Below are 26413 nucleotides of genomic sequence, written 5' to 3'. Positions count from 1 at the left end.
GCATACCTTCCCTTCGGGTTGTCGTGCAAAGGGGCCGTCTGCGGCGTTGCCCACGCTTGCAAGGCCAAAGCCTTGCTGCGCGCGGGCGCCTTGCATCCAGCCCCTTTGCACGGCAACGCGATCCCCGGAAGTAGTGTGAACAGGCCCTAACGGCTGCCCAGCGCCTTGGCGTAGTGCTCCGAGAATCGCTCGGCGACGGATTCCCAGTCGTAGTGTTTGGCGGTCGCTTGCGCGGCGTTGGACATTTCAATGCAACGTTCCGCGCCGAGGCTCGCGACTTCGCGCACGACTGCGAGGTCCTTGGCGCTGCCGTCGAAATCCAGGAAGAAGCCGTTGACGTCGCGTTGGACAAAGCCGTTGACAGGCTCCATGTCGCGGCAGATCACGATCTTGCCTGCAGCCATGGCTTCGAGGATGCCCACGCCGAAGCCTTCGTACTCGCTGCCCGTGATGAACACCGAGCGTTGCTGCAACGCCTGGATGAGCAAAGCGTCTTCGATGTAGGGATGCAGCTTGATCGAGCCGCCAAGCTGGAGCGCCTCGATCTTTGCCTTGAAGCCGTCCCCGAGATGGTCGAAGTCGGGACCTGCGACGAGGAGATCAATGGCGACCCCTTGGTCACGAGCCTGGGCGACAACGTCGATCACCGCGTCGATGCGCTTGTTGCGAGACCAACGGCCCCAGTAGATCCACTTCGTGGGATCCGGTGCGCCAGTGATGCGTCCGCGCTGGAATTTCGAGAAGGCAATGCCGTTGTCGCACTGGTCGACGTGGCCTGAGTAGCGGCCGAAGTACTCGGCATCCGATTGGCTGACCGCGAGAACCCGGCGGTAGTGACCCAGCAGCGGGCGCATCAGGAAATGCTCGTGTGCCCACTTGAATGCCTGGTGCTGGCGAGTGTGGCGGAACCCGCCGTGCGTGCTCAGGATGGCTGGAATGGCTCGGGATTGAAGCAGCACATTGCCGGTGAGCATCATCAATTGCGGGTCGTGCACGTGCAGCAGGTCGTAACCGGCTGCGAGGCTGCCGAAGCCGCGCGCGTAACCCACCAGCCGATTGCCGGTGACCGGGATCCGGTAGACGTTGATGCCGTCCATGCCGCTCACGGAATAGGCTGCATGCTTGGGCGACACATGCGCCACATCGACCTGCATGCCGTTGCCGGACATGCGGACGGCAAGCTCTCGCACCACGGACTCGATACCGCCCACTTCGGGGAAGTACGTGGGTGTGATGGAAAGGATCTTCAATTTCTTTTCTCCGTCGATCGTCCCTAGCTTAGCGGTTGCGTCATCGAGATTTGGCATGCTCCAAAGGGCTTTTGGCATCAAGATTGGCGAGAGTGCGATATCACCTATGATTGCTGAGTTTTCAGTAAATACTGAAATTCCAAGACAACGCTGTGAATCCTCCCATCCCGCCCATTGCCGGCCTGCGTGCGCTTGACGCTCGCGGCTTGGGGAATCTGGTCCAAGGTGTCGCGGCGCTACTTTGGTTGCCGCAGGCGGGTCTGTTGGCGTGGGCCGTGCAGCGGCTGGGCGCCGGCGAAGGCATCGGTGCGGTGCTGCTGCCGGCGGCGGGCATCCTGCTGTTCGGGCTATTGCGCGCGGCATGCGAGGCGTGGGGCACGCGCCGGGTCTATTCGGTGGCGCGATCCCGTCTGTCGCAACTGCGTGTGCAGGTGGCAGAAGCGCTGTCAGCGCGTTCGCCGGTCGACAGCGCGCGGCCGGCCTCCGGCCTCGCAGCCAGCGTGATCGCGGAGCAGGCCGAGGCCGTGGTGCCGTACCTGGTGCGCTATGGGCCGGCTCGCTGGCGCGCGACGGTCGTGCCCGTCGTGATCCTGGTGGCCGTGGCGAGTCTCTCGTGGACCGCTGCGGCGATATTGCTGATCGCGGCGCCGCTCATTCCGGTCTTCATGGCCATCGTCGGATGGCGCGCCAGGGCCGCCAGCGAGGCGCAGATGGTGGAGATGGGAGGGATGAGCGCCTTCCTGCTCGATCGACTGCGCGGGCTGGCGACGCTGCGCGCACTCGATGCGGTCGATGCCACCGCGAAGCGTCTCGGAGAGGCGGCGCAAAGCCTTCGCGAGCGCACGATGCACGTGTTGCGCATTGCCTTCCTGTCGTCTGCCGTGCTGGAGTTGTTCTCCGCGCTGGGTGTCGCGATGGTCGCGGCCTACGTCGGCTTCCATCTGCTGGGCACGTTCGAGTTCGGGACCTGGGGCCGGCGACTGAGCCTCGGCGAGGGGATGTTCATCCTCCTGCTGGCGCCCGCATTCTTCGAACCTCTGCGGGAACTGTCCGCCGTGTGGCACGACCGCGCTGCAGGCGAAGCGGCGCTTGCTTCGCTCGACGGACTTGCACGGGATGGCGTCCTGTTGCCCGGCACGCGGACACCGACGTCTGCGCATGGCCTGGCCGCGCCGGGAGCGCCTTCGCTGCGCATTCGCGATCTGCATTTCTCGCAACCGGGCGGAGACATCCTCTTCGAAGGCTACGACCTGCGCGTGGCCGCGGGCGAGCACGTTGCATTGATGGGCTCGAGTGGTTGCGGCAAGACGGCCTTGCTGAGCCTCATCGCCGGTCTCGTGCCCGCGCGGCAAGGCGAGATCATCGTCGGCGGCGTGCCACTGTCGGATCGCACGGTGACTACGTTGCGCGGCCGCATGGCGTGGATGGGTCAGAAGCCGCACGTTTTCGCGGGCACCGTGCATGCCAATGTGGCGCTGGGGCGTGCCGGCGTGCAGGCATCCGACGTCGAGGCCGCGATGCAGTTCGCCGTGCTGGACGACGTCGCCCAGGCGCATCCCGGGATGTCTTTGGGGGAGGGCGGTAGCGGTCTTTCCGGCGGCGAGGCCGTGAGACTTGCGCTGGCCCGCCTGGCCGCGCATCCGGGCGCTGACCTTTTGCTGGTCGACGAGCCGACCGCGCACCTCGACACCTACACCGCAGAGCGCGTGGCCGACGCGCTGATCGAACTCGCACGCGGCAAGACGCTGATCGCAGCGACGCACGATCCCGTGCTGGCGGCGCGAATGAATCGCGTGATCCGCCTCGACGCCATGCCGGCGAAGGAGGCGGCATGAAGCGATGGCGCGACGTTCGCCCTGTGTTGACGCACTTCCTTGCCGCGGAGCCGCGCCAACTCGCACTCGGTGCTGCGCTGGCTGCGCTGACCGTGCTGATGGGCATGGCGCTGCTCGGCCTCTCGGGCTGGTTCATCACGGCCACGGCCCTTGCGGGGCTGCAGGCCGCGACGGCGATTCGCTTCGACGTGTTCATGCCGTCCGCCGCCATCCGCTTGCTGGCGCTGGGCCGCACGGCTTCGCGCTATGGCGAGCGACTGGTCACCCATGACGCGACCTTCGGCGTGCTGGCAGCGCTGCGCGAGCGCCTGTTCCGCGGCTGGGCCGAGCCGGCGGCTGCCCGGCAATTGCTGGTGCGGCCGGCACGGGTGCTCTTCCGTCTCACGGCCGACATCGACGCGCTCGAATCGTTCTATCTGCGCATGCTCGTTCCCGCAGGCGCAGCGCTCGGTGCCGCCATGCTGGCGGGCATTGTGCTCGGGGCGATGCGTCCCTGGATGGGCCTTGTGCTCGCGCTCTGGTTGATCGCCGCGGGCTGGGGCATTGCGCTGGTGATGGCTTCAAGGGCGCGTCCCGCAGCGGTTCGGCGGGCACAGGCCATGGAAGCACTGCGTTCCCGTGCCGTGGATCTGGTGGCAGGGCAGACAGAACTGGTGATGGCCGGCAGGATCGACGCCCAGCGCGAATCGCTGGCAGCAGCCGACCGCCATCTCGCACAGGCCGACCTGACGCTCAATCGCCTCGAAATCGGTGCCGGCATGGCCTACAGCATGGTCGGCACGTTGACGCTGGCGGCGGTGTTGCTGGCGGTCGGCTCGCTGGCGGGCGAAGGTGCCATCAGCGCATCTGCGGCAGCTCTGGCGCTGCTGGTCGCGCTCACTGCCGTCGAGCCTTTCGCCGCCTTGCGTCGCGGTGCGCTCGAGGCCGGCCGTGCATGGCTGGCGGCAAGGCGATTGGCGCCTCGGATGGCAACTCGGCAATCGCGCACGTCGCAGCCTGCTCGCGCCGCTGACGACTGCGGTGCGCTGCAATTGGCGAATGTCAGCGCGGCCCATCCCGGCAGCCGCGTGGCCGCGTTGCACGACATCACCCTGACCCTGGCCGACGGCGAACGCGTGGCGCTGATCGGACCGTCCGGCGCGGGCAAGTCGACGCTGCTCGCGGTCCTCTCGGGCGATCTCGCGGCGCAGTCGGGCGGGGTCAGCATCCGGCCCCATTGCCTGTTGACGCAACGCACCGAACTCTTCCAGGACAGCCTTCGCGACAACCTGCGGCTGGCCGATCCCGACGCGGACGACGCGCGGCTCCAGGCCGCGCTGACGGCGGCGGGCCTTGCGCACGAAGTGCAGGCCATGGCCTCGGGATACGACACCTTGCTCGGAGAAGGCGGCTTGGGCCTCTCCGGCGGGCAATCCCGGCGGCTGGCGCTGGCTCGGCTGCTACTGCGCGACGTACCCATCTGGCTGCTGGACGAACCCACGGAAGCATTGGACACTGCGACTGCGCACGATGTGTTGCAGCGCCTCGACGTCGAGGCCGCAGGACGCACCCTCCTGGTCGCGACCCACCTGCGGCGCGAGGCCGTGCTGGCGGACCGCCTGGTCTGCATGCAGGGAGGCCGGATCGTGGCCGACCTCCAGCGCGGCACGCCGGCATTCGACGCGGCATTGAGTGCGCTCAGGCCCGATTGAGTCCAAACGTCACGCAAGAACACGAAAGGAACCCCATGGACCTCGATATCGTCGCTCTCTCACGATTGCAGTTCGCGCTCACGGCGCTCTACCACTTTCTCTTTGTGCCGCTCACCATCGGCCTCTCCGTGCTCATCGCGATCATGGAGACCGTCTATGTGATGACGGGCCGAGTCATCTGGCGCGACATGACGAAGTTCTGGGGCATTCTCTTCGGCATCAACTTCGCGATGGGCGTGGCGACAGGCATCGTCATGGAGTTCCAGTTCGGCATGAACTGGAGCTACTACAGCCATTACGTGGGCGATGTGTTCGGGGCGCCCCTGGCCATCGAAGGGCTGATGGCCTTCTTTCTCGAAGCCACCTTCGTCGGCCTGTTCTTCTTCGGCTGGGACAAGTTGTCCAAGGTGGCGCACCTGATCGTCACCTGGCTGGTGGCCATCGGCTCCAATCTGTCGGCGCTGTGGATCCTCATTGCCAACGGCTGGATGCAGAACCCCGTGGGCGCGGCCTTCAACCCGCAGACGATGCGCATGGAAGTCACCGACTTCGCCGCGGTGCTGACCAATCCGGTGGCGCAGGCCAAGTTCGTGCACACGGTGTCGGCGGGCTACACGGTCGCGGCCATCTTCGTGCTCGGTGTATCGGCGTGGTATGTGCTCAAGGGACGTCACTTGCAACTCGCGAAGCGCTCGATGACGGTCGCCGCATCCTTCGGTCTCGCGGCCTCCTTGTCGGTGGTCGTGCTGGGCGACGAAAGCGGCTACCTTTCCACCGAACACCAGAAGATGAAGGTCGCGGCGCTCGAAGCGATGTGGGAGACCGAACCTGCGCCGGCCGCTTTCACCGCCTTCGGATTTCCCGACCAGCGCACGCGCGAGACACACTTCGCGGTCCATATCCCGATGCTGCTCGGCCTGATCGGAACGCGTTCGCTGACCACGGTGATCCCGGGTATCGACGAACTGGTGCAGCGCGCCGAGGTGCGCATCCACGACGGCCTCAAGGCCTACGACGCGCTGCAGAAGATCCGCGAAGCGGGCAGCGACACGAACATCCCGCCCGAAGTCCGCGCGGACTTCGAAAACTTCGGCAACGAGATGGGCTATGCGCTGCTGCTCAAACGCTACGTGGACGATCCGAGACAGGCCACGCCCGAGCAGATATCCAAGGCGGCATGGGACACGATGCCGGCCGTGGCCGAGCTCTACTGGTCCTTCCGCATCATGGTCGGGCTTGGCATGTTCTTCATCGTGCTCACGGCCACGTTCTTCGTGCTCTCCACACGGCGAAAGCTCGATGCCTATCCCTGGTTGCTCAAGGTTGCGGTCTTCGCGATTCCGCTGCCGTGGATTGCTGCCGAGCTGGGTTGGATCGTGGCCGAAGTCGGCCGCCAGCCCTGGGTGATCGAGGGCGTGCTGCCGACCGCGGTGGCCGTGTCGAACCTCGGTGCCATGACGGTGCTGCTGACGATCCTGGGCTTCGTGCTGATCTACACCATCCTGATCGTGATCGAGATGAAGCTGATGCTCAAGGCCATCCGCAAGGGGCCCAAGGAAGGTCCGACGCCCGCGCCGTCCGTCTATCGCGGCGAAGCCGATCCTGAAGTGGCCGCGCTGACGCGCAAGCCTCTCGCCGCCGACTGATACGGAGCAACGGAGCACCACAATGATTCTTCACACACTGCTTTCCTACGAATTCCTGCGCGTCGTCTGGTGGCTGCTGCTCGGCGTGCTGCTGGTCGGCTTTGCCGTGACGGACGGCTTCGACCTTGGCACCGGCATCCTGCTGCCCTTCGCGGGCCGCAACGACCTGGAGCGCCGCGTGATCGTGAACAGCGTCGGCCCCGTCTGGGAGGGCAACCAGGTCTGGCTGATCCTGGGCGGTGGCGCCATCTTCGCGGCCTGGCCGCAGCTTTACGCCGTGTCGTTCTCGGGCTTCTACCTCGCGATGTTCGCGATCCTTGCCGCGCTGATCCTGCGGCCGGTCGCCTTCAAGTTCAGGGGCAAGCGCGACGACCGGGCCTGGCGCACGCGCTGGGACATCGCGCTCTTCATCGGCGGCTTCGTGCCTTCGCTGATCTTCGGCGTCGCGATGGGCAACGTGCTCAAGGGCGTGCCGTTCCGCTTCGGGACCGACATGCACATCTTCTATGACGGTTCCTTCTTCGGGTTGCTCAACCCGTTCGCGCTGCTGTGCGGACTGTTGTCGGTCGCGATGCTGATGATGCACGGTGCCGCCTGGCTGCAGTTGAAGACCACGGGGCCTGTCGCAGATCGCGCACGCGGCTACGGAAGCGCCGCGGCGCTGGCGACCGTCGTTCTCTATGCGTTGGCCGGGTTCATGTTGTGGTCCTTCGTCGACGGCTATCGCGTGACGAGCGCATTGCCGGTGGACGGGCCGTCGAACCCGATGCTCAAGACGGTGGAGGTGCATGCCAGCGCCTGGTTCACCAACTACGAGGCGCAGCCGCTGCTGTATGTGGTGCCGGGCGTGGGGCTCGCAGGCGCGCTCCTGGCGTTCATCGGGCTGCGCAGCCGTGCCGAGATCATGACGCTGCTGGCCAGCGGGCTGAGCATCGCGGGCATCATCCTGAGCGTCGGCGTGTCGATGTTCCCGTTCATCCTGCCGTCGTCGATCGACCCGCGCGCGAGTCTCACGGTGTTCGACGCCTCGTCCAGCCATCTGACGCTCTTCATCATGCTGGTGGTGACCGTGATCTTCATTCCGATCATCCTGGCCTACACCAGCTGGGTCTATCACGTGCTGCGAGGCAAGGTGGACGCCGACGCGATCCGCGAAGACCGCGGCCACGCCTACTGATCACATCCAACCATCAACCGAGGAATTCATCCATGTGGTACTTCGCCTGGATTTTGGGATTACCGCTCGCCGCGACCTTCGCGGTGCTCAATGCGATGTGGTACGAATTGATGGACGACGAGGCCATCCGGCACGACAAACTAGACAAGCCCTGACTCTCCCCCAGGTTGCTCACTTCGTGTAGCCGCCCACCCCCTCACCGGGGGCAACACCAGCGGCCCGGCGAAGCCGGTTCCGCGGTGTTTCTGGAATGGGCCGGCGCCTACGGGGCGGGCTTTTCCTTCTTGGCGCCGGTCAGGCGGTCCTTGAGGCCTAGGACCTTGGTCACCGTGGCACCCATGCCCATGAGTTGCATGGCGGTCTCGGGGGCGAGGCGCTGCACGTCGTCGAACCAGGTCATGAGTCGGTCGATCAGGTCGTGCATCTCGCGCATGCGTTGCTGGGCATGGCGCTCTTCGTCGGAGGTGGGTTCTTCGAGCATCGCCATGCGGAGCATCGAGAGCGTGGGTTCGATTTCGCGGCGCCGCCGTTCCTCGGCCAGCACGCGAAAGATTTCCCATACATCGGAGGGTGCTTCGAAGTATTCGCGGCGGTCGCCCGGATGATGGCGCAGGTGCACCAGCCGCCATGCCTGCAATTCCTTGAGGCCCATGCTCACGTTCGAGCGCGAGAACTCCAGCAGTTCGGCAATCTCGTCGGCGTTGAGCCCGCGCTCGGAGATGAAGATCAGCGCATAGATCTGGCCGACCGTTCGATTGATGCCCCACTTGCTGCCCATTTCCCCGAAATGAGCGATGAACTGGCGATTGAGCGGGGGCAGGGGCTGAGCGGGCATCCGGCGATTTTGACTCAGCCCCGGTGGATTGATCTCTTCTCTATTTCCAAGGGGTGGGTGCCGGGACCTCGCAGGCCGGCTCGACGTCGACGCTCTTGAAGTCGGCCGGCGAGACGATCTCCAGGTACTCCATGTCGGGCGAATAGTCGAACAGGTAATGCCGGATGCCCGGGCGTTGATGCACGACGTCGCCGGCTTCGACCAGCGTTTCCTTGTCCTCGTACATGAAGCGCGCCCAGCCTTTCACCATGATGACGATCTGGAAGTCTGCCTCGTGCCGGTGCCAGCCGGTGCCCGTTTCCGGTGCCATGTTGGCCTTGACGAGGTGCGCGATGACCTTGCCGTGGGTGGCGTCGGCAATGCCCAGGTCGCGATAGAGAAAGAAGTCGCGCAGTCCACCCGAGACGTATTCGGTGTCGCCCGGCTTGACGTGGGAAAACTTCGTGTCGGTTTTGTCCAGCATGTGCGTTCCTATCAAGTTGAGAGTGGGGATGCTGCGCCGCAGCACGCAAAAATTACACCAACCCACCGGCGGCCCGGCGAAGCCGGCTCCACGGTGTTTCTGGCGACCGGCGTGCGTTCCAGCTTTGTTGGGATAATCCGGCGCTATGAGCGGCAATACTTTTGGCACCCTTTTCGCAGTTACCAACTTTGGCGAGTCCCATGGGCCTGCGATCGGGTGCGTGATTGATGGGTGCCCGCCGGGGATGGCTCTGAGTGAGGCGGACATTCAGGGGGACCTGGATCGCCGTCGGCCCGGCACCAGCCGGCACGTCACCCAACGCAACGAACCCGATGCCGTGCAGATTCTCAGCGGCGTGTATGAGGGCAAGACCACCGGCACGCCGATCGCGCTGCTGATCCAGAACACAGACCAGCGCAGCAAGGACTACGGCCAGATTGCGCAGCAATTCCGGCCCGGCCATGCCGACTTCACCTACTGGAAGAAGTACGGGATTCGCGATCCGCGCGGCGGCGGGCGGTCGTCCGCTCGGCTGACCGCACCGATGGTGGCTGCGGGCGCCGTGGCCAAGAAGTGGCTCTTCGAGAAGTACGGCACCATTTTTCGCGGCTGCATGACGCAGATCGGCGAAATCGTCGTTCCCTTCGAAAGCTGGGAGCATGTGCCGAACAATCCATTCTTCGCGCCTGTCGCCGATGTCTCGAAGCTCGAGGCCTACATGGATGCGCTGCGCAAGGCCGGCGATTCCTGTGGCGCGCGCATCCGCGTGACCGCGTCGAACGTGCCCGTGGGGCTGGGCGAGCCCCTCTTCGACAAGATGGATGCCGACATTGCCTGGGCGATGATGGGCATCAACGCCGTCAAGGGCGTGGAGATCGGCGCCGGTTTTGCCAGCGTGACGCAGCGAGGCACCACCCACGGTGACTCGATCACGCCCGAAGGCTTCCTGAGCAACAACGCCGGCGGCGTGCTCGGCGGCATCACCACGGGCCAGGACCTGGACGTGAGCATCGCGATCAAGCCGACCAGTTCGATCATCAGTCCACGCCAGTCCATCGACGTGAACAACCAGCCGGTCGAAGTCGTCACCAAGGGCCGACACGACCCCTGCGTGGGCATCCGTGCAACGCCGATCGCCGAGGCGATGCTGGCGCTGGTCGTGATGGAGCACGCCTTGCGCCAACGCGCGCAATGCGGCGACGTGTCGCACGGCGAGCCGTCGGCGGCCGCCGGCTCCGAGTCGCCACAGGCGTCCTTCCTCTAGTCGTACCTTCCGCTGTGGTTGAAGGGCGGCGGGTTGACCGGATAGAGCGCGTCGCCTTAAAGTAAGGATTCCTTACTTCAAGAATTTCCCATGCTCGCCAAGATGACCTCCAAGAATCAGCTGACGCTGCCTCGCAGCGTGACGGATCAGATCGGCGCGACCGAATATTTCGACGTCGAGGTGCGTGAAGGCCAGATCGTGCTGACTCCCGTGCGGATCCAGCGCAGCGACGCGGTTCGCGCCAAGCTGGCGGCGCTGGGCCTGACCAGTGACGACGTGCAAGGCGCCATCGACTGGGCCCGCCAGACGGCTGCGCGGTCGGCGCCGATCGCGGCGGAGCCCGATGCCGCCTATGCGATCAAGCCTGCACGGCCGGGCAAGCCGACCCCGACGAAGCCCAAGCGCAAGGCATGAGTGGCGTGGCCACCAGGCCTGTGGTGTTCGACACCAACGTGGTTCTTTCGGCATTGCTGTTCGGCGGTCCCGCGACCCGGATGTTGCGCGGCTTGTGGCAGCAGCGCGCGTGCTCGCCGCTGGTGAGCGCCGCGACGGCGGGCGAACTGGTTCGGGTGCTCGCGTATCCGAAGTTCCGGCTTTCGCCCGAGGAGCGCGAAGAACTGCTGGCCGACTATCTGCCCTACGCCACCGTATTGGTACTGCCCGATCCGCCGCCGGCCGTGCCCGACTGCCGCGATCCGTTCGACATGCCGTTTCTCCAGCTTGCGGCGGCGGGAAACGCGATGCTCGTTACCGGTGACCGCGATCTTCTCGTGATGGCGGGCACGACGACATTTCCTATCGTCGGGGTCGAAGCATTCATCGAGCGCTTCAGCGCGCGCTGACCGGCCTCGCTCAATCCAGATCAGCGCGCCGAGGCATGTCCGCCCCGCGGCGTGAACAGGTGATTGCGGCGGCGCGCGCGGCAAACCGCAGCAGGGTATCGAGCGATGCGGCATCCAGGTTCGACAGCGCTTCGGGCGTGAGCGCGCCGTGCTCGTCGAGCCACGTCAGCAACGCGGCCTGGAAGGTATCGCCCGCGCCGACCGTGTCGATCACCTTCGTCTCGGGCGACGGCACGTCCGCTTGCGCGGCGCGGGTCCACGCGCTTGCGCCGTGGCTGCCGCGCGTCACGGCCACCAGCGCGGCGCCCTGGGCCAACCATCGCGCCGCGACCTGCTCCGGTGTTTCGGCCGGATAGAGCAGGCCAAGGTCCTCGTCGCTCACCTTGACCAGGTGCGCGATCGACACCATTTGCTCCACCACTGCCCGCCAGTGCGCAAGGTCGGGTTCGACATTGAGGCGCACGTTGGGGTCGTAGGCGATCAGACGCCGATCCCGCTCGCGCGCCGCCAGGGCGCGCAATGCGCTGCCGACCGGCTCGACGGCAAGTGCATACGAACCGAACTGCAGCACGCGCGTGGCCGGTGGCAGGGCGGGCAGCGTGTCGTGCGTGATCTGGCGGTCTGCCGCGCCATTGCCGTGGAAGGCGTAGCGCGGCACACCGCTGGCGTCGACGCTGACGACGCTGAGCGTGCTCGGCGCGTCGTTGCGCAGGATCAGCGAGGTGTCGACCCCTTCGGCCTTGAGCGACGCCAGCAGGCGCTCGCCGAGCGCATCGGTGGACAGACCCGTCAGGAAGGCGGATGGCCGCGCCAGCCGCGCGAGCCCTTGCGCGACATTGAGCGGCGAGCCGCCGATGCGCGCATCGAGCGTCATGCCGGTGGGTGTGGATCCACCCATGTAGACGTCCATCAAGGCTTCGCCGCAAACCACGAACATGGTGGCTCTCCTTCTTCAGGCTTCAGGCTGCTGTCTTCAGCGCGGCGCTTGCCAGCCCTTGTAGTCCTTGACGTTGGCACGCGTGATCAAGGTCGAGGGCAACAACGTCATGGTCGCCTCCGGCTTCTTGCCGTTGAGGATGTCGTGGCCGATCTCCACCGCCTTCTGCGCGATCATGTACGGGTCCTGGCTCGCGGAAGCCTGCACCTGCGTGTCGCTCTTGAGCGCGGTTTCGATATCGGGCGCGCCGTCGACCGAGGTGATGACGATGTTCTTGCGGTTGAGCTGCTTGGCGGCGAGGTCGGCGCCGATGGCCTGCGGATCGTTGATGGCGAACACCGCGTCGATCTTCGGGAAGCGCGTCAGGTGGTTCTGCATCACGTTCAGACCGCCTTCGCGCGAACCCTTGGCGTCCTGGTCGTCCGAGAGCACCTTGATGTCCGGGCTCTTCTTGAGCACCGTCTTGCAACCGTTGACGCGATCGATCACCGCCGACACCTGCGGGCCGTTCTGGATGATCACGTTGCCCTTGCCGCCGAGCTTTTCGACGATGAACTGGCAGGCGATCTCGCCGGCCTGCACATTGTTCGTCTGCACGGTGGCGTCCGCGCCGTTGGCCGCCACGTCGACACCGACCACGACGATGCCGGCTTTCTTGGCCTTCGTCAGCGCCGGCTCGATGGCCTTCGCGTCCACTGCGTTGACCAGAATAAGGTCGGACCCCGCGGAGATGAAACCGTCGATCTGCGAGAACTGCTTGTTGAGGTCGTAGTCGGCCGACAGCGCCGTGACCTTGACGTTCGGGTTGTATTGCTTGGCCTTCGCTTCCGCGCCCTTGGCGAGCGAAACGAAGAAAGGATTGCCCATCGAGCCGAGCGTGATGCCCACGTTCTTGAATTCCTTCTGCTGGGCGTGCGCCACGGGCATGGCGAGCGCGGCGGCAATGGCGGCGAGGGCGAAGAGTTTGTTGCGCATGAGAGTCTCCTGGTTGGTGGTTGAAGCAAAAAGCGATGGTTAGGTCACTGATTCGGGAAACACCGCGGAACCGGCTTCGCCGGGCCGCCGGTGTTGCCCCCTGCAAGAGGGTTGGCGTAGCGACACGAAGTGCGCGAAGCCTGGGGGTGTGCCTATGTTCTTGCGGAATCCTTGCGGCGATAGCGGTCCAGTGCGACGGCGCCGATGATCACGAGGCCCTTGACGATGTACTGCCAGATGTCGGACACACCCATCAGGATGAGCCCGTTGGTGAGCACCGCGATGATCAATGCGCCGATCAGCGTGCCGAGGATCGAGCCGGTGCCGCCAACGAAACTGGTGCCGCCGAGAATCACCGCGGCGATCGCGTCGAGTTCGTACGATGAGCCGAGTTGAAGACCGTTGGCCGCATAGAGCCGTGCCGAAGCCATGACGCCGCCTAGGCCCGAGAGCAGTCCCGACGTGCAATAGACGAAGAGCAGCACCGCCCAGACCTTGATGCCCGCGAGGCGCGCGGCCTCCGGGTTGCCGCCGACCGAGTAGATGTTCAGGCCCAGCACCGTGCGCCGCAGGATGAACCACGACAGCGCCACCACGGCGAAGGCGATGATCACGAGCCACGGCACGCCGAGCACTTCACCGTTGCCGATGAAGGCGAACGGCAACTGCGGATTGAACACCGTGGTGTCGTTGCCGATCAGCCGCGCGATCCCTCGCACCGCCGTGAGCGAGCCCAGCGTGACGATGAAAGGCGGCAGCTTGACGAAGGCGATCAGCACGCCGTTGATCAAGCCGAACAGCAGCCCGCAGGCCAGGCCGGCGGCGATCCCGAGCATGCCGAACTGCGGCACGTTTGACACCAGCATCGCGACCACTGCCGACGCAGCGAGGATCGAGCCCACCGACAGATCGATGCCGCCCGTGAGGATCACGAAGGTCATGCCGGCTGCGAGCACGATGTTGATCGACGCCTGCTGCGTCATGATCGACAGGTTCTGCAGGCTGAAGAAGTTGTCGCTCGAGAAGCTGAATCCGATGCACAGCAGGATGAGCACCGGCAGCATGCCGAGCGCGCGAATGATCTCCTTGCCCGTGGCGCCGCGCAGCGCAGGGGGCAGGGCGGGGCTGTCCGACGCCGGGACGGCCGGCGATGTCTGCTTGGTCATGTCTTGTCTCCTGGGCTGCTTCAGTGCAGGGTCGGCGTGTGGGATGGCACCGCGCCGGTGGCGAGCGCGACGATGTTTTCCTGCGTGATGGCCTGGCCGCTGCCGCCGCCCACCTCGCCGACGAGGTGGCCTTCGCGCATCACGATCACGCGGTCGCAGATGCCGACCACTTCGGCCAGTTCGCTTGATATGACAAGCACCGCCACGCCGCGGCGGGCGAGCTCGTCGATGAGGCGGTAAATCTCGCTCTTCGCGCCGATGTCGACACCGCGCGTCGGCTCGTCCAGGATGAGCACGCGGGGTGCGAGTTCGAGCAGGCGTGCCAGCAGCACTTTCTGCTGGTTGCCGCCGGAGAGCGAGCCGACATTGACGCGTGCCGATGCGACGCGGATCGAAAGTTGGGCGATCGCATCGCGTGCCCGTTGCGTCGCTCGCTTGCCGTCCATCACGCCGCCCGCGTTCGCATCGCGGGGGCACACCATCACGTTGATGTTGTCCTTCACCGACAAGTCCAGGAAGAGTCCCTGGCCCTTGCGGTCCTCGGTCAGGTAGAGGATGCCCGAGCGGATGGCATCGATCGGTTTCTCGATCTTCAGCGGACCGGCGAGTTCGTCGAGCGACACTTCGCCGGCGGTGCGTGGATCGGCGCCGAAGATCAGGCGTGCCAGTTCGGTGCGACCCGCGCCCACCAGGCCAGCCAGCCCAAGCACTTCACCCGAGTGCAGCTCGAAGCTGCAGTCGTGCACACGCCGGCCATCGCTAAGGCCGCGCACCGAGAGCGCCTTGGCACCCGTGTGCTCTCCATGGTGTTCCTTGCGATAGAAGCCCGAGAGGTCACGGCCGACCATCATCTTCACCAGCTTGTCGCGCGAGAGTTCAGCGCGCTCGAGCGTGCCGACGTAGGTGCCGTCGCGCAGTACCGTGACCTCGTCGGCAAGCTCGTCGATCTCGTCCATGCGGTGGCTGATGTAGAGGATCGCCATGCCCTCGTTGCGCAGGCGCTTGATCAGCGCGAAGAGGCGGTCGGTCTCGTGCGTCGACAGCGGCGTCGTCGGCTCGTCCATCACCAGGATTCGGCAGTCGAAATGCACAGCACGGGCGATTTCCACCAACTGGCGTTGCGCGATCGACAATGTCGCGACGCGCGTCGTCGGCCCGAAGTCGGCGCCGAGCCGCTGCAGCGTTGCCTCGCAGGCGGCGGTCATGCCGGCCCGGTCGACCAGGCTGCCGCGGCGCAAGGGCCGGCCCATGTAGACGTTCTCGGCCACCGTGAGATTGGGCGCAAGGCTCAGCTCCTGGTAGATGACCGACACGCCAAGGTTCTTGGCGGCGAGCGGTCCGTCGATGTGGACGATCTGTCCGTCGATCAGGATCTCCGCGCCGGGGTCCGGCATGTACGCGCCTGACAGCACCTTCATCAGCGTCGACTTACCTGCGCCGTTTTCGCCCATCAGCGCATGCACGTGGCCGGCGCGGGCGCGCAGCCGCACGTCCTGCAGCGCCTTGACGCCGGGAAAGGTTTTCGAGATCTTGCGCAGTTCGAGCAGCGCGGCGGCTGCGTTGGGGTCAGGCATGGGTGGTCTCCAGATGAGCACGATGCGAACGTCCGCGCAGCACATCGGCGCGGGGCGAAAAGTTGAAGAACATCGGCAGGCTCGCCGCTCCGATGGCGCCGGCGTCCGCGCGGAAGCTGCCGCGCAACAGGCGCGGCGTCTGTCGGGCCTCTGGCGCGATCAGGCGCAGGCCGGCGTCGATGCGCGTGATGAGGTCGCCGATCAGCCCACTGTCGATGTCGCAGTCGATCACCACCGCAGGCAGGTCGAGCACCGCGAGCGACGCCCGCACCGAAGGCACGAGCGCGTCCACGCAGTCATCGAGCCATTCGCGGACCTCGGCGCTGCCGGACTTGACGCAGGCTTCGAGATCCGCGTGCCCCCGCACGACGATGCCGTGGTGCCGCAGATGGCGGGCGAGCGAGTTGAGCGATGCGCGCGAGAGCAGGATGTCCCAGCGCCGATCCAGCACCGGCGCCGAAGGCAGGCGGCTCGGCGGCACCGGCATCAGCCCGAGGTCGGCCGCGTTGCCGCTGCTGCCGCGCAGGCTCTCGCCGCCGATCACCGCGCCGGCGCCGAGCGCCGCGCCGAGGAAGACATAGAGAAAGTCGTCTTCCTCGCGCCCGACGCCGAAGAACATCTCCGCGATCGCGGCGGCGTTGCCGTCGTTCTCCTTGAACACAGGCTGCCCGACCGCCTGGGCGAGCAACTGGCCGAAGTCCACCTCGTCCCAGACACGGAAGTCGGCCTTCAGGTCGAGTTCGCGCAGCCAACTGCCGAGGTTGTAAGGCTGCGCGAGCCCCACGCCCATCAGCCGCCGACGCTGCGGGCCGTCGAGCGCAGTCAGCACGCGAGCGATGTCCTTGCGCACCAGCGACAGCGCGTGGTCGGGTTGGGGGAGCAGCACGTCGTGCGCCTCGCGCGCCAGGATCTTGCCGCCGAGGTCGATCAGCACCGTTTCGATGCTCGTGCGGTCGAGGCGCACGCCGACGCCGTAGGCACCCTCGGGGTTGATGCGGTAGAGCCCGGCGGGCTGGCCGCGCTGGCCTTCCTGGCGTCGGCCGGCGGGCTCGATCAGGCGCGACTCTTCCAGCGATTGAACGATGCTGCCGACGGCCGTGTTCGTCAGCTGTGCCCAGCGCGCGAGATCGGCCTTCGACGCTTCGCCCGCACGACGCAGACGCTGCAATAGCGTGCGCTCGTTGTAGAGGCGGAGGTTCGCCGAATTCGTGCCCCGCCCGGGACCGGCTGATTTCACGGACTGTCTCCTTCGACCTTGGCTGACTGCCATGGTCATTAATTAATTCAAGTTGAATAAATAGTAGGAGCGTCGCCTGGGTCGACCTTGAGGGTTAACCCGGAAAGTTGCAAGAAAGTATGTATTCAGGCCTGACTGCACAGGCCGAATCTGCTCGCAGGGAATCTCGGTATCGAAGAGGGCGGCGGCGAGTTGCGCGGGGTTCGCGGGCATTTCGGGATAAACCCGCGTAGCGTTCGATCATCGACCAATACAGATCGTTAATCGCATATGCGGCCGAGTTTTCGCTGTCCTGCGAGGCTGCCGAACCCTACATTCACGCCGCGCCTTCCCGAATTGCGCGATAACCGAACGAAGTCGGTGTCGGCGCAGGCAAGGCACGGTGTTTCCCAGATCCACACGACCACCCATCGGAGAGACAAATGAGCAACCCCAAGGACCACGAGCCGCAAGGCCGACACCAGTCGAAGAAGGCCGCCGCCAGCGGCTGGATCGGCTCGGCGCTGGAGTACTACGACTTCTTCATCTATGCGACCGCGGCGTCGCTCATCTTCCCGCAGATCTTCTTCCCGTCGGGCAATCCGCGGATCGCGATCATCGCGTCGCTGGCGACCTACGGCGTCGGCTATGTCGCACGGCCCATCGGCGCCTTCGTGCTTGGCCACTGGGGCGATACCCGGGGCCGCAAGCATGTGCTGCTCGTCTGCATGTTCCTGATGGGCTTCTCCACCATCGCGGTCGGCCTGTTGCCGACTTACCAGCAAGTCGGCTTGCTCGCACCGGCACTGCTCGTCGTGCTGCGTCTGATCCAGGGCTTCGCGGTGGCCGGTGAAATCTCCGGCGCAAGCTCGATGATCCTGGAGCACGCGCCCTTCGGCCGCCGTGGCTTCTTCGCCAGCTTCAGCCTGCAAGGCGTGCAGGCCGGCCAGATCCTGGCAGCGGCGGTGTTCCTGCCGCTCGCGCACTACATGCCCGAAGACGCATTCCTCTCGTGGGGCTGGCGCATTCCGTTCCTGCTGAGCTTCGTCGTGATCGTCGCGGGCTACATCATTCGTCGCGAAGTCGACGAGACGCCCGCGTTTGCTGAAGAAGCGCGCCAGGGCGAAGTGCAGAAGGCGCCCATCGTCGAGGCCTTCACGAACAGCTGGCGGGACATGGTCCGCGTCGTCTGCGCGGCGCTGATGAACGTCATTCCTGTGGTTGCCACCGTGTTCGGTGCCGCCTATGCGGTGCAGCCGGCCTACGGCATCGGCTTCGAGAAGGACATCTTTTTGTGGATCCCGGTCCTGGGCAACATCCTGGCAGTGGTCGTCATTCCCATGGTCGGCAACCTGTCGGACAAGGTCGGCCGGAAGCCGCCGATCGTCATCGGCGCTCTTGGTGCGGGCTTGCTCTCGTTCGGCTACCTCTATGCGATCAGCATTCACAACGTGCCGCTGGCGATTGTGATGTCGCTGCTCATGTGGGGCATCGTGTACCAGGGCTACAACGCCGTCTTCCCGAGCTTCTACCCGGAGCTGTTCCCGACACGTTCGCGCTGCTCGGCGATGGCGATTTCGCAGAACACCGGCACGACCATCACCGCCTTGCTGCCCGCGCTCTTCGTCGCCGTGGCGCCTCCCGGTGCGGCGAACATCCCGCTGACCATCGGCGCGCTCACCTTCGGCATCACCGTCATCTCGGCGCTCGCAGTGTTGAGTGCCCGCGAGACCTACCGCATCCACCTGAACGACCTCGGCAATCCGAACGCGGTGCCGGTTCCCAGGCAGGACTACGAGAAGATGCGCGCGCAGACATTGGCCGATGCGCGGCTGGCCAAGGCGGCTGGCTGAGTACGAGTTCGGGCGGTCTCATTGCGATGGTCTCGGTGCTTTCGCGAGGGATTGCCCGCCTTTTATGGCTACGTAAGAGATTGCACGATGCGCATGCCGGCAAGCCACTAAGGCTTGCGCCTGTGACCCGCTTCGCGCTGATGGCGCAATGCAAGGACGAAGACGGTGTCGATATCGGCGACATGGCGGTAGAGCGCAACGTAGGCTCGCGATCCCTGGCCGATGAGCAGTTCCCGTTTGGCGCCTTTGACAGGCCGGCCAATAAGGGGACTGTGAGCCAGGATTTCTATCGCCTGCATGATCTCGCCCAGGCGTTGCGGGATGTCGGTGGCTTCGAAGCGCGTCAGGTGGTCGATAAAGCGGTCGAAGTCATCGAGCACTTCGGGAGCGAGTTCGATTCGCGTCATCCCGGAGGTCAGCGTCCCAGCTTTTGGGCTAGCGGCTTCATGGGCTTCTCGCCTCGGCCTCGGGCGGCAAGATACTTTTTCGTATCGTCCCAGGACACGGTCTTTCCGGTCGCCACCACTTTCGACCAGCGCTTGTCGGCAATGCGATGGATCTCCTCTTCCGCTTCGAGCTGTTCCACGGTCTGGGCGACGGCTTCGACGATGAATGCGTGAGCAGTCTTGCCTGCCCTGTCGGCCGCGGCAGCGATCCGTTCTTTCAAGTTGTCGTCAATGCGAATGGTGGTGGTGGACATATGGATTCCCCGGTTGGGGGTTACTGTAGCACTCCTGTGCTACAGCCAGAATCGAGAGACTCCTCCTGGTCCTGACCCTAAATCAAGCTCCGCATCGCCTGCGCGGTTTCGCGCAAGACAGGGAGGACGCGGGCGACCGCGTCCTCGCTGCTTTCATGGCCCATGGGCATCGTCACGTTGAGCGCGCCGACGAGATCGCCATGCCGATCGCGCAGCGGCACCGCGATGCCGCGTGAATTCAGATCCAGTTGCTGTTCCGACAATGCCCACCCCTGCGCGCGGATGCGGGCCAGTTCGAGCTTCATCCGTTCCTTGCTCGAGATGGTGTGCGACGTGAAGACCGCGAGCTCGCGCGCTTCGAGCCAGGCGCTGCGTTCCTCGTCGCTGCGCATGGCCAGCATCAGCATGCCGGAGGCGGTCACCTGCGCCGGCACGCGCGCACCCAGCACGTAGCCCGTGCTCATGCTGCGGTTCGGGCCGTTGCGCGCGATGTAGACGACCTCGTCGCCGTCCATCACGCTGAGGTAGGCGATCTCGTGCGTGCCGGCCGCGACGCGCTGAAGAAAGGGCTGCACGATGCGCGGCAGCCGGGCGGATTCCAGATACGACTGCCCCAACCGCAGCACGCGCGGCGTCAGCCAGAAGAGCTTGCCGTCGCCTGCCACGTAGCCCATGTGCTGCAGCGTGAGCAGGTAACGGCGAGCGGCGGTGCGGGTCATGCCGGTGCGCTGGCCCGCCTCGCTGGCGGTCATGCGCGGGTGCGCGTCGTCGAAGGCTTCGATGATCGAGACGCCGCGTTCGAGCCCGGCAATCCAGTCGCGCTTGTCGAGGCCGGGCGGGGCGATGGACGTTTCTGCGGTCATATGGCTTCGGGACAAACCCTGGGTTCGTTCGATAATCGATCAGTGTAGTCCGATCATCGAGTTTTCACACGATCCGATCGGATGAATCCAACGGACTCACCGCTACATTAGCGGCGCTTCATTGGCGATTCGAGCGATAGTCGAACATTTCCACAGCTGAAGCGAGGCACGATCCCATGTTCCCTTCCATCGTCGGCAGCACGTCTCTCTACCTCCTTCCCGGGGACCCGGTGACGAACGTGCGCCTGCCGCGCATGTTCAACGCCGTCTTCGAGCATTGCAGCATCGACGCCGTGATGGCGCCTGTGCAGGTGGCACGGCGCGATCTGGCGGTCTTCGTCAAGGCGGCTTTCCTGGCCAGGAACGTGCGGGGCATGGCCATCGCGCCGCCGCACAAGCCGCTGCTGGTCGACCTGCTCGACGGCTGCGGGCTCTTCGGCCGCGTGGCGGGCTCGGTCAATGTGGTGCGCCGCATCGACAACGGCGAACTCGAAGGCGACCTGTTCGACGGCGAGGGCCTGCTGGGTGCGCTCGATCGCTACAACATCCCGTTTCGCGGCAAGCGCGTGCTCATCATCGGCGCCGGCGTGAGCGCCGCGGCGATCGGTGTCGCGCTGGCGGAAGGCGGCACGGTCAACGGTGCCGAGCACATCGCCTTCTATGACGTCGAGGCCGGCAAGGCGGCCGGTGTGGCAGCCAAGCTCGATTCCTTCTTCGACGCGAACACCGTTGCAGTCGACACCAACGATCCGGCCGGCTATGACCTCGTGGTCAATGCCACTTCGCTGGGCCTGAAGTCCGAAGACCCGCTGCCTGTCGACGTCGCACGCATGGATTCGCACGCCGCGCTGTTCGACATCCTCCTGCGCAATCAGCCCACGCCGCTGGTGCGCGCCGCACGCGAGCGAGGCCTCAATGCGCAAGCCGGCTTCGAGATGCTGATCCAGCAAATGCCGCACTACCTCGATTTCTTCGGCCACCGGGAGGCCGCGAATGCGGTCCGTCACAACGCGGACTTTCTCCGCGAGCTGATCTATCCCGCCGCGATGGCTGACGAAATCCAACAACCGCTGCGCTATCACTCGGCCAGCGTCGCCTAGTTTCAACGCTACGACTCACAACCAACTTTCAAGGAGAGACACCACATGGCCATTGCGATGAATGCGTCGACGACGGACGCCCGAGGGTTTCACGAGCCCGAGGTCGTCAAGACACCGCGCAAGGCGGCTTTCGCAAGCTGGATCGGCAGCGCCGTCGAGTACTACGACTTCTTCATCTACGGCACTGCGGCTGCGCTCGTATTCGGAAAGATCTTCTTCCCGTCGGTCGACCCCAAGCTCGCCACGGTGGCGGCCTTCGCCACCTTCGGCGTCGGCTACATCACGCGCCCGATCGGCGCTTTCTTCATGGGCCACGTCGGCGACAAGTTCGGCCGCAAGAAGGTCCTGACCTTCACGCTATTGCTGATGGGCCTGTCGACCTTCCTGATCGGCCTCCTGCCGACCTACAACCAGGTCGGCATGGCGGCGCCGATCATGCTGGTGATCCTTCGCCTGCTGCAGGGCCTCTCGGCTGCCGGCGAACAGGCCGGGGCCAATTCGATGACGCTGGAACACGCGCCGGACCACCGCCGCGCGTTCTTCACGAGCTTCACGCTGAGCGGCACGCAGATGGGCTTCATCCTGGCCACGATCGTGTTCCTGCCGATCTCCGGCTTGCCTGAGGAGCAGTTGCTGTCCTGGGGCTGGCGCATTCCGTTCTTCCTCAGTGCGGTCGTGGTCGCCGTCGGCTTCTGGGTTCGTCGCACGCTGCCCGAAACGCCGGCTTTCAAGGAAGAAGCCGAGGCCCACGAGACCGTCAAGCTGCCTGCCGCGGTGCTCTTCCGCGACCACACGCCCGCCGTGCTGCGCGTGATCTTCGGCGCCCTGGTGTCGGTCGTGAGCACGATCTTCGGCCTGTTCGTTCTCTCGTATGCGGTGAACACGGTGCACATTCCCCGCGCCACGATGCTCACGCTGCTGGTGTGCAGCAACGTCGTCGCGCTGGCTGCGATTCCGCTCTGGGCCATCCTGGCCGACCGCATCGGCCGCAAGCCGGTCTTCATCTTCGGCGCGCTGGGCTGCGCGGTGCTGATCTGGCCGACGCTGTGGGCCATCAGCCAGGGTGATCTGATGTTGATCTTCATCTTCGGCCTGCTGACGTCCGGCATCGTCTACAGCGCATCGAACGCCATCTGGCCTTCGCTCTATGGCGAGATGTTCGACACCCGCGTGCGCCTTTCGGGCATGGCGATCGGCACGCAGATCGGCTTCGCGCTCGGTGGCTTCGCGCCGAGCATCAGCGCAGCGATCATGGGTGAAGGCCCGAACGGCTGGATGCCGGTGGCTGCGCTGGTGACTGTCTCATGTCTCGTCTCGTCGGCCGCGATCTTCACGGCACGCGAGACCTACAAAGTCCCGATGAACCAACTCGGCAAGAAGTGATGTCCACGTCTGCTGCATTCACGGATAGCGCGGTGCGCGTGGACGGCGGCATATTGGCCGGTGTCTCCGATCCGGTGATAGGCGCGCGGGCCTACCTCGGCGTGCCGTTCGCCGCGCCGCCGGTGGGCGAGCTGCGCTGGCGTCCGCCTTCGCCCGTGCTGGCGTGGGACGATGTGCGCAAGGCCGACAGCTTTGCGCCCCAGTGCGTGCAGCCGGGCCGTGCCGCCGATTCGGTCTACGCCGAGTTCGCCGGCGAGCAGGCGATGAGCGAGGACTGCCTCTACCTGAATGTGTGGACGCCGGCGAAGACGCCCACCGACGCATTGCCCGTGATGGTCTGGATCCACGGCGGCGCCTTCCAGCAGGGGTCCGCGGCGAATCCGGTGTTCGTGCGCGGCAACCTGACGGCACAGGGCGTGGTGCTGGTCACGATCAACTACCGACTCGGGCCTTTCGGATTCATGGCCCACCCCGAATTGACCGCCGAAGGGCAGGGGGCCTCGGGCAACTACGGCTTGCAGGACATGGCCGCAGCGTTGCGTTGGGTCCAGCGCAACATCGCGGCATTCGGGGGCGACCCTGCGAAGGTCACGGTGTTCGGCCAGTCCGCCGGAGCGCATGGCGTGATCGCGTTGATGGCGTCGCCCGAAGCGCGCGGCCTTTTCAGGTATGCCATTGCGCAAAGCTTCGGCATCAGCCGCACAGAGAACCTCGCGTCGGGCGAAGCGCAGGGCGTCCGCTTCGCCGAAGGTGCGGGCGCGGGAAACGTGGCGGCGCTGCGGGACCTGAGCGCCGACGAACTCCTTCGTCGTTACCTCGCGCAATCCGAGCGCTTCATGCCCATCGCCGACGGTCGCTTCCTGCCCAAGCCCCTGGCCGACATCTACGCCGCGGGCGAGCAGCAGGCCGTGCCACTGTTGACTGGCTGGGTCCGCGACGAGGGCACCGCATTCCCCGCCGCAGCGAACGCCGAGGCCTTCCACTTGCAACTGAAAGAGCGCTTCGGCGACCGCGCAGAGACTGCCGAGAAGCTCTACCCCGCCGGCGATGACGCGCAGGCGAAGAAGTCGAGTCGGGAATTGTTCGGTGACGAACTTTTCGCCGCAGGTGTGCATGCTGCCGCGCGCGCACAGGCGCGGATCGCGCCCACCTACGTCTATCACTTCGCACATCTGCAGCCCTTCAAGGCGGGACAACACTATCGGGAGGCGAATCCCGCCACGGCGCTCGGTGTGTTCCACAGTTCCGAATACCCTTACATCTTCGGCACCACGCGCGAACTGACGCGCGATTGGACCGAGGACGACGACCGCATGACGACGCTCATGCAGGCGATCTGGACCCGCTTCGCGAAGACCGGCAACCCGAATGCCGAGGGCCTGCCGCAATGGCCGCTGTTCCAGGACGGCGGCCGCACGATCCTTCAGCTCCAGTCCGAGCCGACACTCGTCGACCTGCCGCGCGCCGCGCATCTTTCCTTCGTGGCCTGACCTTCCACCCTTCAAGACCGAGACCCCTATGGCCATCGCCCTCGACCGCTTCGGCTTCAACACTGTCACCATGGGTGGCGAACTCGGCCACAAGCTGGAGTGCATGAAGGCAGCCGGCTTCGCGGGGGTCGAGCTGTGGGCGCGTGACCTGATCAACCACCCCGCGGGTGTCGAGAAGGCCGCGCAGCTGGTCAAGCAGAGCGGCCTCAAGGTCACCGACTTCCAACCGCTGCGCGACTTCGAATGCGCGCCCGACGCCATGCGCCCGCACCGGCTCGAAATGGCGCGCGAGCAGCTGCGGCAGATGGCGCTGGTCGATACCGATCTGCTGCTGTGCTGCTCGACCACGTCGCCGCTCGCCATCGACGATCCCGACCGCGCCGCCGAAGACCTGCGCACGCTCGCCACGCTGGCGACGCCGCTGGGCATCCGCATCTGTTACGAGGCGCTCTCGTGGGGACGGCACACCAACCGCTGGTATCAGGCGTGGGACATCGTGCGCCGCTGCGACCGCGAGAACGTGGGCCTCAACCTCGATTTCTTCCACATGTCCGTGCACGGCGACGACACCAAAGAAACGCTCGCCCAACTGGCCGAAGTACCGGTGGAGAAGATCTTCCTGGTGCAGCTGGCCGACTATTTCTTCGAATACAGCGACCGTCAGGCCGACATGATCGAACTCGCGCGCCACCAGCGGCTGTTCCCGGGCGAGGGCCTGCACGACGTGCGCGACCTCGTGCAGTTGCTCGAGGACAAAGGTTATCGCGGCCACTACACCTTCGAGGTGTTCAACGACGACTATGTGAATTCCGACCCGATGGTGGTCGGTGAGCGTGCCATGAAGAGCGCGCGCTGGATCAGCGAATCGCATGTTGCCGGCGGAGGGCCGGTGCGCGTGCCATCAGCCTCGCGATAGACAACAACGACAACAAGAATTTTTTCCGTGCTTTCATCAACCACAAACGAGGAGACTTCAATGCCCATTCACAAACCCCGCCGCTTCGCGATCCGCCTGGCTGCCGCTTGCGCATTCGCGGCCTGTGCCGCCGGCGCTTTCGCGCAGGACACCATCAAGGTGGCCAACATCCAGGAGCTGTCCGGCACCGGCGCCACCGCCGGCACCAACTTCAAGAACGGTGTCGAACTGGCGATCAAGGAAATCAATGCCGCCGGCGGCATCATGGGCAAGAAGATCGAAAGCGCGATCAGCGACACGCAATCCAACCCGGGTATCGCCAAGGCGATGGCCACCAAGGCAGTCGACAACGACGTGATCGCCGTCTTCGGACCCGGCTTCTCGGGCTCGATGATCGTCAGCATGGCTGAAACCCGCCGTGGCGAGACGCCCAACTTCACCGGCGCCGAGGCGACCGCCATCACCGCGCAGGGCAATCCCTTCGTCTTCCGCACGAGCTTCTCGCAGGTCAATGCCATGCCCAAGCTGGCGCGCTATGTGGCGGCCAATATCAAGGCCAAGACCGTCGCGGTGGTCTTCGTCAACAACGACTTCGGCAAGGGCGGGCGCGAAGCCTTCATCAAGTCGGCCGAAGCCAACGGCATCAAGGTCGTAGCCGACATCTCGACCGAACCGGGCCAGGTCGACTGGTCCGCGCCGGTGCTCAAGGCCAAGCAGAGCAATGCCGACGCGGTCTTCGTCTACACCAACGAAGAAGAATCCGCCCGCGCGCTTCGCGAACTGCGCAAGCAGGGCTGGAGCAAGCCGATCCTCGGCGAGACCGTGCTGCCGAGCCAGAAGGTGATCGAACTCGCGGGAGAGTCCGCCAATGGCGCGTTGGCCCACGTCGGTCTCACGGTGGATGCGCCGATCCCGTCGATGCGTGCCTTCCGCGCCAAATTCGAGAAGGAATACAAGTACATCCCCGATCACAACGGCATCAAGGGCTACACCAGCGTCTACATGTTCAAGGCCGGCGTCGAAAAGGCCGGCAAGCTCGACCGCGTCGCCATCGCCAAGGCACTGCACGGCTTGTCGATCTCGGCGGCCAAGGAGCCGGGCGTGTTGATGGACGTGACCATCGATGAAAAGGGAGACCTCGATCGTGAGAGCTTCATCGTCGAAGTGAAGAACGGCAAACAGGAGGTCAAGGAGATCCTGCCTGCACTGGGCAAGAAGCTGTAAGGGTCCGGCCGGG

At 65.3% G+C, this 26413-nt stretch carries 25 protein-coding genes; 14 read left to right on the top strand and 11 right to left on the bottom strand.

The window, feature by feature from the left end; translation table 11 throughout:
- Window positions 1-146: 146 nt before the first annotated feature.
- Entirely contained in the window at window positions 147-1250 is a 1104-nt protein-coding gene (locus AC1DHL_RS23340; RefSeq protein ID WP_478100898.1) for a glycosyltransferase family 4 protein, read from the bottom strand.
- Between the two features lie 152 nt (window positions 1251-1402).
- Between AC1DHL_RS23340 and cydD the strand changes: the two genes are divergently transcribed.
- From cydD to cydX, 5 genes are read left to right on the top strand one after another with little or no spacing between them, the layout of a single operon-like run.
- Window positions 1403-3085: a thiol reductant ABC exporter subunit CydD gene (cydD, locus tag AC1DHL_RS23335; RefSeq protein ID WP_478163528.1), complete on the top strand. Its 1683-nt coding sequence runs from the start codon at window positions 1403-1405 to the stop codon at window positions 3083-3085.
- On the top strand, window positions 3082-4776 hold the full coding sequence (locus AC1DHL_RS23330) for an amino acid ABC transporter ATP-binding/permease protein (protein ID WP_478163527.1): 1695 nt from the start codon (window positions 3082-3084) through the stop codon (window positions 4774-4776). Before cydD ends, AC1DHL_RS23330 begins: the two co-directional genes overlap by 4 nt.
- A 35-nt stretch (window positions 4777-4811) precedes the next feature.
- The gene (locus AC1DHL_RS23325) at window positions 4812-6422 is read left to right on the top strand and encodes a cytochrome ubiquinol oxidase subunit I (protein ID WP_478163526.1); all 1611 of its coding nucleotides are present in this window, start codon (window positions 4812-4814) and stop codon (window positions 6420-6422) included.
- Window positions 6423-6444: 22 nt separating this feature from the next.
- Window positions 6445-7599 carry a cytochrome d ubiquinol oxidase subunit II gene (gene cydB / locus AC1DHL_RS23320; RefSeq protein WP_478100906.1) on the top strand — a complete coding sequence of 385 codons (1155 nt, stop codon included), beginning with the start codon at window positions 6445-6447 and terminating at the stop codon, window positions 7597-7599.
- A gap of 32 nt (window positions 7600-7631) precedes the next feature.
- Window positions 7632-7754: a cytochrome bd-I oxidase subunit CydX gene (gene cydX / locus AC1DHL_RS23315; protein WP_286367183.1), complete on the top strand. Its 123-nt coding sequence runs from the start codon at window positions 7632-7634 to the stop codon at window positions 7752-7754.
- A 107-nt stretch (window positions 7755-7861) separates the two neighbouring features.
- Here the strand turns inward: cydX and AC1DHL_RS23310 are convergent, their stop codons facing one another.
- Together AC1DHL_RS23310 and AC1DHL_RS23305 are read right to left on the bottom strand one after the other, a co-directional pair.
- Window positions 7862-8434, bottom strand: coding sequence for a GbsR/MarR family transcriptional regulator (locus tag AC1DHL_RS23310; protein WP_478100909.1), 573 nt, complete (start codon window positions 8432-8434; stop codon window positions 7862-7864).
- 40 nt (window positions 8435-8474) lie between these two features.
- Window positions 8475-8897, bottom strand: coding sequence for a cupin domain-containing protein (locus tag AC1DHL_RS23305; protein ID WP_478100911.1), 423 nt, complete (start codon window positions 8895-8897; stop codon window positions 8475-8477).
- A 145-nt stretch (window positions 8898-9042) separates the two neighbouring features.
- Between AC1DHL_RS23305 and aroC the strand changes: the two genes are divergently transcribed.
- From aroC to AC1DHL_RS23290, 3 genes are all read left to right on the top strand, one after another.
- Window positions 9043-10161: a chorismate synthase gene (gene aroC, locus AC1DHL_RS23300; RefSeq protein WP_478100912.1), complete on the top strand. Its 1119-nt coding sequence runs from the start codon at window positions 9043-9045 to the stop codon at window positions 10159-10161.
- Between the two features lie 90 nt (window positions 10162-10251).
- Window positions 10252-10575: an AbrB/MazE/SpoVT family DNA-binding domain-containing protein gene (locus tag AC1DHL_RS23295; RefSeq protein WP_478163525.1), complete on the top strand. Its 324-nt coding sequence runs from the start codon at window positions 10252-10254 to the stop codon at window positions 10573-10575.
- A gap of 5 nt (window positions 10576-10580) precedes the next feature.
- Entirely contained in the window at window positions 10581-11003 is a 423-nt protein-coding gene (locus AC1DHL_RS23290) for a putative toxin-antitoxin system toxin component, PIN family (RefSeq protein ID WP_478163524.1), read from the top strand.
- A gap of 10 nt (window positions 11004-11013) precedes the next feature.
- Here the strand turns inward: AC1DHL_RS23290 and AC1DHL_RS23285 are convergent, their stop codons facing one another.
- From AC1DHL_RS23285 to AC1DHL_RS23265, 5 genes are all read right to left on the bottom strand, one after another.
- Complete coding sequence (locus tag AC1DHL_RS23285; protein WP_478163523.1) at window positions 11014-11940, bottom strand: carbohydrate kinase family protein; 927 nt, start codon at window positions 11938-11940, stop codon at window positions 11014-11016.
- A gap of 36 nt (window positions 11941-11976) precedes the next feature.
- The gene (locus AC1DHL_RS23280) at window positions 11977-12915 is read right to left on the bottom strand and encodes an ABC transporter substrate-binding protein (RefSeq protein ID WP_478100919.1); all 939 of its coding nucleotides are present in this window, start codon (window positions 12913-12915) and stop codon (window positions 11977-11979) included.
- 152 nt (window positions 12916-13067) lie between these two features.
- The gene (locus AC1DHL_RS23275) at window positions 13068-14081 is read right to left on the bottom strand and encodes an ABC transporter permease subunit (RefSeq protein ID WP_478100921.1); all 1014 of its coding nucleotides are present in this window, start codon (window positions 14079-14081) and stop codon (window positions 13068-13070) included.
- A gap of 20 nt (window positions 14082-14101) precedes the next feature.
- Window positions 14102-15655 (bottom strand): sugar ABC transporter ATP-binding protein, encoded by a 1554-nt coding sequence (locus tag AC1DHL_RS23270; RefSeq protein ID WP_478100923.1) that lies wholly within the window; start codon window positions 15653-15655, stop codon window positions 14102-14104.
- The gene (locus tag AC1DHL_RS23265; protein WP_478100925.1) at window positions 15648-16892 is read right to left on the bottom strand and encodes an ROK family protein; all 1245 of its coding nucleotides are present in this window, start codon (window positions 16890-16892) and stop codon (window positions 15648-15650) included. Before AC1DHL_RS23265 ends, AC1DHL_RS23270 begins: the two co-directional genes overlap by 8 nt.
- A 422-nt stretch (window positions 16893-17314) precedes the next feature.
- Here AC1DHL_RS23265 and AC1DHL_RS23260 point away from each other — a divergent pair, with 422 nt between their 5' ends.
- Window positions 17315-18724 carry an MFS transporter gene (locus AC1DHL_RS23260; RefSeq protein ID WP_478163522.1) on the top strand — a complete coding sequence of 470 codons (1410 nt, stop codon included), beginning with the start codon at window positions 17315-17317 and terminating at the stop codon, window positions 18722-18724.
- A 107-nt stretch (window positions 18725-18831) separates the two neighbouring features.
- On the opposite strand, the gene AC1DHL_RS23255 is transcribed toward AC1DHL_RS23260, so the two are convergent.
- The 3 genes from AC1DHL_RS23255 to AC1DHL_RS23245 form a co-directional block, all read right to left on the bottom strand.
- Complete coding sequence (locus tag AC1DHL_RS23255; protein ID WP_478100929.1) at window positions 18832-19131, bottom strand: type II toxin-antitoxin system RelE/ParE family toxin; 300 nt, start codon at window positions 19129-19131, stop codon at window positions 18832-18834.
- A gap of 8 nt (window positions 19132-19139) precedes the next feature.
- A complete protein-coding gene (locus AC1DHL_RS23250) occupies window positions 19140-19424 on the bottom strand; it encodes a CopG family ribbon-helix-helix protein (protein ID WP_478163521.1) in 285 nt (94 codons plus the stop codon).
- A gap of 77 nt (window positions 19425-19501) precedes the next feature.
- Window positions 19502-20287, bottom strand: a complete 786-nt coding sequence (locus AC1DHL_RS23245; protein ID WP_478100933.1) for an IclR family transcriptional regulator domain-containing protein — start codon at window positions 20285-20287, stop codon at window positions 19502-19504.
- 176 nt (window positions 20288-20463) lie between these two features.
- Here AC1DHL_RS23245 and AC1DHL_RS23240 point away from each other — a divergent pair, with 176 nt between their 5' ends.
- Genes AC1DHL_RS23240 through AC1DHL_RS23220 form a run of 5 tightly spaced genes read left to right on the top strand, consistent with a single transcriptional unit; the run spans window position 20464 to window position 26400 of the window.
- A complete protein-coding gene (locus AC1DHL_RS23240) occupies window positions 20464-21387 on the top strand; it encodes a shikimate dehydrogenase family protein (protein WP_478163520.1) in 924 nt (307 codons plus the stop codon).
- 45 nt (window positions 21388-21432) lie between these two features.
- Window positions 21433-22770: an MFS transporter gene (locus AC1DHL_RS23235; RefSeq protein WP_478163519.1), complete on the top strand. Its 1338-nt coding sequence runs from the start codon at window positions 21433-21435 to the stop codon at window positions 22768-22770.
- Window positions 22770-24260 carry a carboxylesterase/lipase family protein gene (locus AC1DHL_RS23230; RefSeq protein WP_478163518.1) on the top strand — a complete coding sequence of 497 codons (1491 nt, stop codon included), beginning with the start codon at window positions 22770-22772 and terminating at the stop codon, window positions 24258-24260. The genes AC1DHL_RS23235 and AC1DHL_RS23230 overlap by 1 nt, the downstream gene beginning before the upstream one ends.
- A gap of 28 nt (window positions 24261-24288) precedes the next feature.
- Window positions 24289-25176, top strand: a complete 888-nt coding sequence (locus AC1DHL_RS23225) for a sugar phosphate isomerase/epimerase family protein (RefSeq protein ID WP_478163517.1) — start codon at window positions 24289-24291, stop codon at window positions 25174-25176.
- A gap of 60 nt (window positions 25177-25236) precedes the next feature.
- Window positions 25237-26400 (top strand): ABC transporter substrate-binding protein, encoded by a 1164-nt coding sequence (locus AC1DHL_RS23220; RefSeq protein ID WP_478100942.1) that lies wholly within the window; start codon window positions 25237-25239, stop codon window positions 26398-26400.
- Window positions 26401-26413: the final 13 nt, after the last annotated feature.

This window comes from Variovorax sp. 10L426, assembly GCF_056395305.1.
The sequence above is the reverse complement of the archived record's forward strand: the minus strand, read 5'-3'. Positions and strand labels throughout refer to the sequence as shown.